Origin of the sequence: Thalassolituus alkanivorans (genome assembly GCF_020447205.1) — a bacterium.
GTDB lineage: Bacteria > Pseudomonadota > Gammaproteobacteria > Pseudomonadales > Oceanobacteraceae > Venatoribacter > Venatoribacter alkanivorans.
Genome location: NZ_JAJAEL010000049.1, coordinates 252894 through 263423, shown reverse-complemented (window position 1 = coordinate 263423; position 10530 = coordinate 252894). Strand labels below are relative to the sequence as shown.

9 protein-coding genes are annotated in these 10530 nt (G+C 52.5%); 4 read left to right on the top strand and 5 right to left on the bottom strand.

From position 1 onward, the window contains the following. Nucleotides 1–230: 230 nt before the first annotated feature. Genes asd through leuC form a run of 4 tightly spaced genes read right to left on the bottom strand, consistent with a single transcriptional unit; the run spans nt 231 to nt 4575 of the window. Complete coding sequence (gene asd, locus LGT44_RS19200) at nt 231–1355, bottom strand: aspartate-semialdehyde dehydrogenase (protein WP_145468883.1); 1125 nt, start codon at nt 1353–1355, stop codon at nt 231–233. A gap of 2 nt (nt 1356–1357) precedes the next feature. Beyond that, a complete protein-coding gene (leuB, locus tag LGT44_RS19195) occupies nt 1358–2443 on the bottom strand; it encodes a 3-isopropylmalate dehydrogenase (protein WP_230332019.1) in 1086 nt (361 codons plus the stop codon). A 60-nt stretch (nt 2444–2503) separates the two neighbouring features. Continuing rightward, nucleotides 2504–3145, bottom strand: a complete 642-nt coding sequence (gene leuD / locus LGT44_RS19190) for a 3-isopropylmalate dehydratase small subunit (protein WP_230332018.1) — start codon at nt 3143–3145, stop codon at nt 2504–2506. Nucleotides 3146–3156: 11 nt separating this feature from the next. After that, nucleotides 3157–4575: a 3-isopropylmalate dehydratase large subunit gene (gene leuC, locus LGT44_RS19185; RefSeq protein WP_230332017.1), complete on the bottom strand. Its 1419-nt coding sequence runs from the start codon at nt 4573–4575 to the stop codon at nt 3157–3159. A gap of 136 nt (nt 4576–4711) precedes the next feature. Between leuC and LGT44_RS19180 the strand changes: the two genes are divergently transcribed. From LGT44_RS19180 to LGT44_RS19165, 4 genes are read left to right on the top strand one after another with little or no spacing between them, the layout of a single operon-like run. Further along, nucleotides 4712–5653 carry a LysR family transcriptional regulator gene (locus tag LGT44_RS19180; protein ID WP_230332016.1) on the top strand — a complete coding sequence of 314 codons (942 nt, stop codon included), beginning with the start codon at nt 4712–4714 and terminating at the stop codon, nt 5651–5653. 46 nt (nt 5654–5699) lie between these two features. Beyond that, nucleotides 5700–6623 carry a universal stress protein UspE gene (uspE, locus tag LGT44_RS19175; RefSeq protein WP_145468888.1) on the top strand — a complete coding sequence of 308 codons (924 nt, stop codon included), beginning with the start codon at nt 5700–5702 and terminating at the stop codon, nt 6621–6623. A gap of 10 nt (nt 6624–6633) precedes the next feature. Further along, nucleotides 6634–7587, top strand: a complete 954-nt coding sequence (locus LGT44_RS19170; RefSeq protein WP_145468889.1) for a bifunctional enoyl-CoA hydratase/phosphate acetyltransferase — start codon at nt 6634–6636, stop codon at nt 7585–7587. Nucleotides 7588–7629: 42 nt separating this feature from the next. After that, nucleotides 7630–8091 (top strand): flavodoxin family protein, encoded by a 462-nt coding sequence (locus LGT44_RS19165; RefSeq protein ID WP_230332015.1) that lies wholly within the window; start codon nt 7630–7632, stop codon nt 8089–8091. 7 nt (nt 8092–8098) lie between these two features. On the opposite strand, the gene LGT44_RS19160 is transcribed toward LGT44_RS19165, so the two are convergent. After that, nucleotides 8099–10387 (bottom strand): bifunctional diguanylate cyclase/phosphodiesterase, encoded by a 2289-nt coding sequence (locus tag LGT44_RS19160; RefSeq protein ID WP_230332014.1) that lies wholly within the window; start codon nt 10385–10387, stop codon nt 8099–8101. Between the last annotated feature and the right edge of the window lie 143 nt (nt 10388–10530).

Genomic DNA, 10530 nt, shown 5'->3' with positions numbered 1-10530 from the left:
GATTATTCGCCCCGTATAGTATCGAAAAACAATTTCGTCGAGATATTCCTGACCCAGCTTACTTATAGATTCCGTTCATAAGCGGCATAAGTATCAAATATAAAACGGGATTACGCAATCTTTTGGCCTCTGGCACCAAAACAAATACGATAGGAAAGAACGAGTTAGGTCACACTTTAGAGAAAATAAATGAAAAAACGGGGCCAGAGCCCCGTTTTTAATCAGCCAAATCAGGCACTCTTCAACAGAATGCGCAACATTCTGCGAAGTGGCTCAGCCGCGCCCCACAGCAACTGATCACCCACGGTAAAGGCTGAAATATATTCAGGCCCCATGGTCAGCTTGCGGATACGACCAACCGGAATACTCAGCGTACCGGTCACTTTAGCTGGCGTAAGTTCCTGCATACTGGCTTCACGCTCGTTCGGAATAACCTTCACCCACTCATTATGAGCCGCCAGAATCTGTTCGATTTCAGCAACCGGCAAATCCTGCTTGAGTTTGATGGTAATTGCCTGGCTATGGCAACGCATCGCACCCACACGAACGCATAAACCATCAACCGGAACAGGCGCAGCGGTTGTGCCCATAATTTTGTTGGCTTCAACCTGCGCCTTCCATTCTTCACGGCTCTGACCGGACTCCAGCTGTGAATCGATGTACGGAATCAGACTGCCCGCCAGCGGCGCACCGAACTGAGCTTTCGGGTATTCATCACTGCGAATGAATTCAGCAACCTGCTGATCGATTTCCAGAATGGCCGAAGCCGGGTTATCCAGTTTATCTTTCACATTAGCGTGAATAGCGCCCATCTGACTGATCAGCTCGCGCATATTCTGCGCACCGGCACCGGAAGCTGCCTGATAGGTCTGCGGAGCAACCCACTCCACCAGCCCTTTCTCAAACAGACCGCCCAATGCCAGCAGCATCAGACTGACGGTACAGTTACCGCCAACATAGGTCTTGATGCCGGTTTTGATGCCGTTTTCAATCACATTCAGGTTGACCGGATCGAGTACGATAATGGCGTCATCCGCCATACGCAGCGAAGAGGCTGCATCAATCCAGTAGCCATCCCAACCCGCAGCACGCAGCTTCGGATAAACTTCCTTGGTGTAATCACCACCCTGACAGGTAATGATCACATCAAGAGTTTTTAACGTATCAATATCGAATGCGTCTTCCAGCAGACCGCAATCTTTTCCGCCAAATTGCGGCGCGGCCTGCCCTTTTTGCGAGGTGGTAAAAAACACCGGCTGAATCAGGTCAAAGTCACCTTCTTCCTGCATACGTTGCATCAGCACGGAACCCACCATGCCGCGCCAGCCTACCAAACCTACTTTTTGCAAAGCCATTTTTAAACCTCTTGCAGGGCAGCTACCACTGCCTCACCCATTTCTTTGGTACTTACTTTGGTCATGCCTGCGGAGAAAATATCACCGGTACGCAGACCTTTATCGAGCACTTTACTCACTGCCTGTTCAATAGCATCGGCCGCTGCGGCCTGATCCAGAGAATAACGCAGCATCATCGCCGCGGACAGAATCGTCGCCAGCGGGTTAGCGATTCCCTGACCAGCGATATCCGGAGCAGAACCATGACAAGGCTCATACATACCCTTGTTGTTCTTATCCAGAGACGCCGAAGGCAACATGCCGATCGAACCCGTCAGCATCGCTGCCGCATCCGACAGAATATCACCAAACATGTTGCCGGTGACCATCACATCGAACTGTTTTGGTGCACGCACCAGCTGCATGGCTGCGTTATCAACGTACATATGTGACAGCTCGACATCCGGATAGTCTTTTGCCACTTCGTTCATAACTTCGCGCCACAGCACGGTTACTTCCAGCACGTTGGCTTTATCGACAGAGCACAGTTTTTTACCGCGTTTCTGCGCCGATTCAAACGCGACCTTAGCGATACGGCGGATTTCCGATTCGTTGTATACGTAGGTGTTGTAACCTTCGCGCTCACCGTTTTCCAGCGTGCGGATACCGCGTGGTTTACCGAAGTAAATACCACCGGTCAGTTCACGTACGATCAGAATATCCAGACCGGAAACCACTTCAGGCTTCAGCGAAGAGGCATCCGCCAGCTGCGGATACAGAATCGCCGGACGCAGGTTACCGAACAGTTCCAGACCCGAACGCAGGCCCAGCAGGCCTTTTTCCGGACGCAGCTCACGGTCTTCAAGGTTATCCCACTTAGGACCACCCACCGCCCCCAACAGAATCGCATCTGCGGCGCGGGCTTTATCCATGGTCACATCCGGCAGCGGCGTGCCAAACTCATCATAAGCAGCACCGCCCACCAGTGCGTGTTCCATATTCAGGCCCAGATCGAAGCGCTGATTAACAACGTCCAGCACTTTAACCGCTTCAGCAACAATTTCAGGACCAATGCCGTCGCCCGGCAGAATCAGAATATTTTTAGACATGTCATTTTCCAGAATCAGAAGCCGGGCACTTGCGCACCCGGCAGATAATCAATTTCAGTTTCAGGCGCCAAACAACCAGGGGGCCTGCTGACGACGGTTCTGCTCATAAGCACGGATATCATCCGCATCCTGCAGCGTCAGGCCAATATCATCCAGACCATTGAGCAGACAGTGTTTACGGAACGCGTCCACCTCGAACGGAATCTCTTCGCCATCCGGGGTAATCACTTTCTGCTGCGCCAGATCGATGGTCAGCTCGTAACCTTCATTCGCCGCGACAGCTTTGAATAAACGGTCAACCGTTGCGTCATCAAGTACGATCGGCAACAGGCCATTTTTAAAGCTGTTATTGAAGAAAATATCGGCATAGCTCGGTGCAATAATCGCACGGAAACCGAAGTCTTCCAGTGCCCAGGGGGCGTGTTCACGACTGGAACCACAACCAAAGTTTTCCCGTGCCAGCAGCACAGACGCGCCCTGATAACGCGGTTGGTTAAGCACGAAGTCCGGATTCAGCGGGCGACCGGAGTTATCCGCATCCGGCTGACCTTCGTCCAGATAGCGCAGCTCATCAAACAGATTAGGACCAAAGCCACTGCGTTTGATCGACTTCAGAAACTGCTTGGGAATGATCATATCGGTATCGATATTGGCACGATCCATCGGGGCAGCAATACCCTTATGTACGGTAAATGGTTTCATCTTTGCTCCCCTTATAACTCACGCACATCAACAAAGTGACCGGCAATCGCGGCCGCCGCGGCCATCGCCGGACTCACCAGATGCGTACGGCCACCATAGCCCTGACGACCTTCGAAGTTACGGTTCGAAGTAGACGCACAATGCTCACCGCTGCCCAGCTTGTCGGCGTTCATTGCCAGACACATGGAGCAACCCGGCTCACGCCATTCAAAACCGGCTTCGATAAAGACTTTATCCAGACCTTCAGCTTCAGCCTGCGCCTTCACCAGACCAGACCCCGGAACCACCAGCGCCTGCTTCACACTGCCAGCCACTTTACGGCCTTTGGCCACATCGGCGGCGGCACGCAGATCTTCGATACGGGAATTAGTGCAGGAACCGATAAAGACCCGATCGAGTTTAATATCGGTGATTTTCTGACCCGGTGTCAGACCCATATACTGATACGCACGCTCAAAACCGGAGCGCTGAACCTCATCTGCAGCATCGGCCAGAGTCGGCACAGTACCGTCGATGGTGGTGACCATTTCCGGCGATGTACCCCAGGTAACCTGTGGCTTGATATCTTCCGCACGGATTTCGACCACCTTGTCGAATACCGCATCATCATCGGATACCAGATCTTTCCAGGCGGCCAGTGCCATCTCCCACTGCTCGCCTTTCGGCGCGTAAGGGCGGCCTTTTACGTATTCAGAAGTAATGTCATCAAATCCAACCATGCCGACACGGGCACCGGCTTCAATGGCCATGTTACACATGGTCATACGGGCTTCCATACTCAGTGAGCGGATCGCAGAACCACCGAACTCCATCGCCGTGCCATTACCACCAGCAGTACCGATCACTCCAATGATGTGCAGCACAACGTCTTTACCGGTGATACCGGCACCCAGTTCACCGTCGACGCGGATCAGCAGGTTTTTCATTTTGCGCTGAATCAGACACTGGGTCGCCAGTACGTGCTCAACTTCAGAAGTACCAATACCGTGCGCCAGTGCGGCAAAGGCACCGTGAGTCGCGGTATGGGAATCACCACAGACAACGGTCATGCCCGGCAGAGTCGCACCCTGCTCTGGCCCGACCACATGCACGATACCCTGACGTTTGTCGGCCATTTTGAATTCAGTGATACCGAACTCATCGCAGTTTTCATCCAGTGTTTTTACCTGAATACGGGAAACCGGGTCCTGAATACCGGCAATGCCGGATTCACGCTCAGCCGAGGTAGTCGGTACGTTGTGATCAGGAGTCGCCAGGTTGGCGTCCAGACGCCATGGCTTACGCCCGGCAATACGCAGGCCCTCAAACGCCTGTGGCGAGGTTACTTCGTGCAGCAACTGACGGTCGATATAGATTAATGCGGTGCCGTCATCACGTTCTTTAACAACGTGCTGCTCCCACAATTTGTCATACAGGGTTTTCCCAGCCATCGGGATGTCCTCTCTCATCAGGGATGTTTTTGGTATTGCCTAAGGATACGCCTCCTGCTAAACAACTCAAATTCATATTATTTCTAGTTTGAATTCCAATCAGGAATCCAAACAGAGCCTACTGCGGACAAAGTTTATGGATACCCAGGCACTCAAAGCCTTTCTTGCCGTTGCAGAACAACGTTCGTTCTCGCTCGCCGCCGAACAGCTGCACCTGACCCAGTCAGCGGTCAGCAAACGCATCCAGCTACTGGAGCAACAGCTGGGTAATGCCCTGTTTGACCGCCACAACCGCACCATCAGCCTGACCGAAGCAGGTCATGCGCTGCAGCCCAAAGCGCGGCAGATTCTCGATCTGGTGGCCGACACCGAGCTGCGGCTGATGAATCTGGGCGGCGAAGTCAGTGGCGTCTTATCCCTGGCGACCAGCCATCATATCGGCCTGCACCGCTTACCACCGGTACTACGGGAATTTGTCAGCCGCTATCCGTCCGCCCAGTTAAACCTGAGTTTTATGGGCTCGGAACGGGCCTACCAGGCGGTCAACCTGCGTCAGGTCGAGCTGGCCCTGACCACATTGGAAGCCAACAATGATCAGGTGCCGGAGGGTATTGAAGCCCTGCCGCTGTGGCAGGATGACATGGTATGTGTGTGTGCTCCCGGCCACCCGCTGGCAGCCATTGCACACCTCAGCCTGCAGGATCTGGCGCAGGCACCAGCAATTTTACCGGAGCCGGATACCATTACCTTCCAGCTGCTTGAGCGGGTGTTCCGTCAGGCCGGGCTTAATCTGCATGCTCCCATGCCAACCAACTATCTGGAGACCATTAAAATGATGGTTTCTGTTGGCATGGGCTGGAGTCTGCTGCCGCAGAGCATGCTCGACGAACAACTGGTACGGCTGCCCTGGCCTTCTGCACCGATCCGGCGCCAGCTTGGACTGATCCATCTGCGTCACCGCACCCTCAGTAACGCTGCCCGGGCTTTCATCGACATATTGTCACCTCCGGCATATGACGAGCTGCAAACACAACACAATATGACCCAAAACAAGGCCGGTGTAAGCGCAAAGCGCTAGTGTTAGGGTATTCCTGTGCCGGACACATTATTTTAAGGAGAAAGTCATGCTGGATATCAATCACATCCTGGTCGTATTGGACAGCGAGCACCCGGAGCAAATTGCGCTTGATCGTGCGCTGTGGCTGGCACGGTCTCTGGAAGCAGACCTGACCCTGCTGACCAGTACTTACGAAGCTTACTGTGAAGATCATTCATCCCTTGATCAGGAAACCCGTACCCGGGTGAAGCAGGCCCTGCTGGATAAATCGGAAAAGTGGATCAACAGCTTCCTGCCTGAAGCTGAAAACAGCATTTCAATCAGTACCGAGGTGCACTGGCAAAAGCATCTGCACGATGCCGTCATCGAGTCCATGCGCCATAAAGATTTTGATCTGGTGATTAAAGGTACACAGCCGCACAACCTGCTTGACCGGATATTCACCCACACCGACTGGAATTTGCTACGCCACTGCCCTGCACCGGTGATGCTGGTAAAATCCGCCAAACCCTGGGCACAGAACCGCGTTCTGGCGTCCGTTGATGCGACCTCCGGCGATACCGGACACCAGATCATCAACGATAATATTCTGTCTTTTGCCGAGCACCTGTCCGATCATTTTGACACCGACCTGCACCTCGCCAACTCATACCCGCTGGTTGCAGTAGCCTTTGCCATGGTGCCCGAAGTTACCGCACCGGATGACATCCAGAAGTACATTACTGAACAACACGAAGAAGCCTGCGCTGCGCTGGCGCGCAAATACAATATTCAGCCCGACCATGTGCATATTGGTGAAGGTGATGCTGACAGCGTGATCGCTGGCATTGCCAAAGACATCGATGCCGACGTCGTGGTCGTTGGCACCGTGGGGCGCGAAGGCATTGCCGGTGTATTAATCGGCAACACCGCTGAATTACTGGTCGATAAAGTAGCCTGTGATGTAATTGTCATAAAACCATCCGATGGTGTTAAGCCAGACGCAGACTAAGGACGTGACTATGACCGCTGATCTGATCAGGGAAGAAATATTAACGGCGACCGCCAACCATCCGCACATGCGCCGCTTATTTGAGCGGTCGCTGCTGCGCCCGGCACTGCCAACAGCGGTAGTACACCCGGTCACAGAGGACTCATTAAAAGGCGCCCTCGCGGCTCACCGCCTGGGCATGATGCAGGCCATTCTCGTCGGCCCGGAGCATAAAATCCGTGAGTGCGCAGCCCAGAATGATATCGACCTGTCTGATATTGATATCCGCGACACCGAACACAGCCATGAAGCTGCAGAAGTAGCCGTCAGCCTGGTGCGCAGCGGAGAAGTCCGCGCATTAATGAAGGGCAGCCTGTCGACTGACGAATTACTGGGTGCGGTATTACACAAAACCACGGGAATTCGCAGTGAGCGCCGTATCAGTCATGTGTATTATCTGGATGTGCCGTCTTACCCCAAAGCACTGTTTATCAGCGATGCGGCTATTAATATTCACCCTGATTTACGAGCCAAAAAAGACATTGTCTGCAATGCCATTCAGATGGCTCAGGCAATGGGCATCAGCCTGCCTAAGGTTGCGATTTTAAGTGCCGTCGAAAAAATCAATCCGGATATCCCCAGCACACTGGATGCTGCGGCACTGTGTAAAATGGCTGACCGCAAACAAATTGTCGGCGGGTTATTAGACGGCCCCCTGGCCTTCGACAATGCCATCAACCTTGAGGCTGCCAACAGCAAGGGCATTGACTCACCCGTTGCTGGCGATGCCGATATTTTAATTGCACCAGACCTGGAGTCCGGCAACATTCTGGCCAAGCAATTAATTTATTTAGGCAATGCTCAGGCAGCCGGAATATTAATGGGAGCACGTGTGCCTATTATGCTGACCAGCCGTGCAGAGAAAATGGCCGGCCGGCTTTTATCCTGTGCGCTGGCACAGGCAGCCGCCCTGCCATTGGTATAGCGCTATCGTTATACTGCCGGGCAACTCAACAGGTTTTATACGATGAAAACACTTTTGATTGTTGCCCACACACCATCCCCCAATACTGAGCGATTATTGCAGGCCTGCAAGACCGGCTTTAAATCAGCAGAAACTGAGAACAGCCAGTTAATCATACGAACAGCTTTTAAAGCCAACGCGCCCGACACTCTGCAGGCCGACGCTGTTCTTCTGATAACGCCGGAAAACCTCGGCTATATGAGCGGCGCATTAAAGGATTATTTTGATCGTATTTATTATCCCTGTCTGGAAAAAACACAGGGGACCCCCTGCGCAGCCATTATCCGCGCGGGGCATGATGGCACAGGAACAAGACGCGCACTGGAAGGTATCACTACCGGCCTGCGCTGGCGCTGGGTCCAGGAGCCACTGATTTTACGCGGTGACTGGCAGGAAGACTTTTTACAACAGTGTGAGGAGTTATGCGCCGCCATAGCCGCCGGGCTCGACAGCGGAATAATCTGAGGAGTTATTAGCGCAAAGCAAAAGCCTGAGGTTCTTCGCTGTAGTTATCCATAAAAGCAATAAAGTCACTGGCAGCCATCGGCTTGGAAATATAGAAACCCTGCAAGGTATCGCAATGCTGCTCCAGCAGAATCTGCCACTGACTGGCCGTCTCCACCCCTTCCGCAACGACCTCCAGATGTAATCGTTTCCCCATTGCGATAACCGCACTGGTCAATGCACGATCATGCAGATCGGTGGCAATCTGATCGACAAAAGAGCGGTCTATTTTAATTTCCGTGACCGGTAACTTATGGATATAGGACAGCGACGAATAACCGGTACCGAAATCATCAACCGACACACCGACACCCAGCGCACGCAACTGTGAAACCTGCTGAGCTGCCCGCTCAAAATCATTAAGGACGGCGGTTTCGGTTATTTCCAGCACTAATTGCTGTGGCGCCAGATCATAGCGCCGGATTAATTCAGTCACCTCAGTAATCATCGCAGGATCAAGCAGGTGCTCCGGAGATAAATTAATGGATATGCGCAATGGCCGGGAAAACTGCTGGGAAATCTGATGAATAAACGCACAGGCTTCTGCCATTACAAAGCGATCTATTTGGCGTACCGCCCCGATAGCTTCCGCGACAGGGATAAATTCAGCCGGACTGACATTGCCCAGAGATTTATTCTTCCAGCGTACCAGAGCCTCAGCACCGATTAATGCCCCGGTACGACAATCAACCTGAGGCTGGTAGTGCACCTGCATTTCGTTGCGCTGCCAGCAACCATCCAGCTGACGTTCCAGCTCTTTGCTGCGCCGGCTTAACGCAGCAATATCGTCAGAATAATGAACAATACAGTTACGCCCATCACCTTTCGCCTGATATAAAGCGGCATTGGCTTTACCCAGCAGATCATTAGGATCGATAGCATCCCGGGGGAAATTGGCCACGCCGATACTGGCAGAAACCGAAATAACCCGGTTATGAATTTCGAATTCCTCTTCCAGCGCAGCCTTGATCGCCTGCGTCAGAACATCCCGGCCACGGAAGCTCAGTTCATTACGGAATACAACCAAAAATTCATCGCCCCCCTGCCGTGCCAACCAGTCCCCCGGAGACAAAATACTTTGTAAGCGCTGAGGAACCAGTTTTAACAATGCATCGCCGATGGCATGACCATGCTGATCATTAATGCGATTAAAATAATCGAGATCGATAATTAACAGAGAAAACGCGACTTCCGGATCGTCGAGCATGCTTTCTTTCATCAGATGAAGCAGACGCGCACGGTTCAATAACCCGGTCAGCGGATCATGATGAGCCTGAAACAGAAGATTATGCTGATAAAGTTGCTGCTGACGAAGCACAATGCGGTGCACGCCAATACTGCCTAACAGCAAAGCAAGAAAAGCGAGCAGCGCAGGCTCAATACGGTCACGCCAGGCTTGCCAGAGCGAAGACTGCGGCCGCACCACAAGATTAAAAAGGTCATCCCCGATACGGGAATAATGGACACGATAGGTCAGACGACTGCGATCCTGCTTCCAGTCATGAACCAGCCAGCCTTCATCAGACTTCGAGTCTGTGATCTGTTGCATAAGCTCCTGCATGAATGCACGCCCGGCATGACTGTCATAAGCATTAAAGACCGGCACCGCATAACGCGGCACACCATCAGAACTGACGATAACAACCGATGTATCCGTTCCCAGATCAACTCCATCCCAACGAGCCAACCGGTCTTGCAGGCGAACAAGCCCTGTCAGTACGGCTAAAACCTCGCCGTGATAACTGTCGCGAACAGCATAAAACAGCGGCAACATCCATTCGCGACTGCTGTTTTGCCAGACTGGCGGGCCGGTAACAACATCTTCGGAATCCAGCGCTTTACGGAATAAACGAGAAGACTGCTGTTGCAGATTGGGCAGAGTTACAGAATTGGCGTGAGATTCACGCGGCGTTGTGTACAGAACCATTTGACCATCACTGCGGGCCAAACCAAGACTGACGATACCAGGCATAAAAAAAGCGACTTTTTCCAGCGTATCGCGCCCGGCATCAGGTTGCTGCAGCGCATTCAGAGCCAGCAACTCCTGCCCCAGAAGATTAAAGGATTCACGTCGGGCGATCATAACGGAGCGTGCATTCTGCAGAGCAACACGATTAATGTGCGCAATTTCGTTGTCAAACACACTGCGGCTGACAAACCAGCTCTGCACGGCAAAAGTCAGCAACAACAACGTCAGAACAAAAATTGCCAGGGGTAAAACCCAGCCAGAGGCGCGGAAATTTAAGATATTCAGCAAAAGCTAACCCCACCCCTCAAGAACAATGATTTATTAAACGGACGATTCCCAGATAACCACAAAGGTTAGCAGGTGAAGTTACAACTCGACACATGCAAATGGTAACAATTGGCAACAGTTATAGATTCCTCTGTAGCCGGCAG

What these genes read in the sequence shown, in the direction of transcription:
- uspE (WP_145468888.1), top strand. Translation starts at nt 5,700, where the DNA reads ATGCTGGATATCAATCACATCCTGGTCGTATTGGACAGCGAGCACCCG.
- leuD (WP_230332018.1), bottom strand. Translation starts at nt 3,145, where the DNA reads ATGAAACCATTTACCGTACATAAGGGTATTGCTGCCCCGATGGATCGT.
- LGT44_RS19180 (WP_230332016.1), top strand. Translation starts at nt 4,712, where the DNA reads ATGGATACCCAGGCACTCAAAGCCTTTCTTGCCGTTGCAGAACAACGT.
- leuC (WP_230332017.1), bottom strand. Translation starts at nt 4,575, where the DNA reads ATGGCTGGGAAAACCCTGTATGACAAATTGTGGGAGCAGCACGTTGTT.
- leuB (WP_230332019.1), bottom strand. Translation starts at nt 2,443, where the DNA reads ATGTCTAAAAATATTCTGATTCTGCCGGGCGACGGCATTGGTCCTGAA.
- LGT44_RS19165 (WP_230332015.1), top strand. Translation starts at nt 7,630, where the DNA reads ATGAAAACACTTTTGATTGTTGCCCACACACCATCCCCCAATACTGAG.
- LGT44_RS19170 (WP_145468889.1), top strand. Translation starts at nt 6,634, where the DNA reads ATGACCGCTGATCTGATCAGGGAAGAAATATTAACGGCGACCGCCAAC.
- asd (WP_145468883.1), bottom strand. Translation starts at nt 1,355, where the DNA reads ATGGCTTTGCAAAAAGTAGGTTTGGTAGGCTGGCGCGGCATGGTGGGT.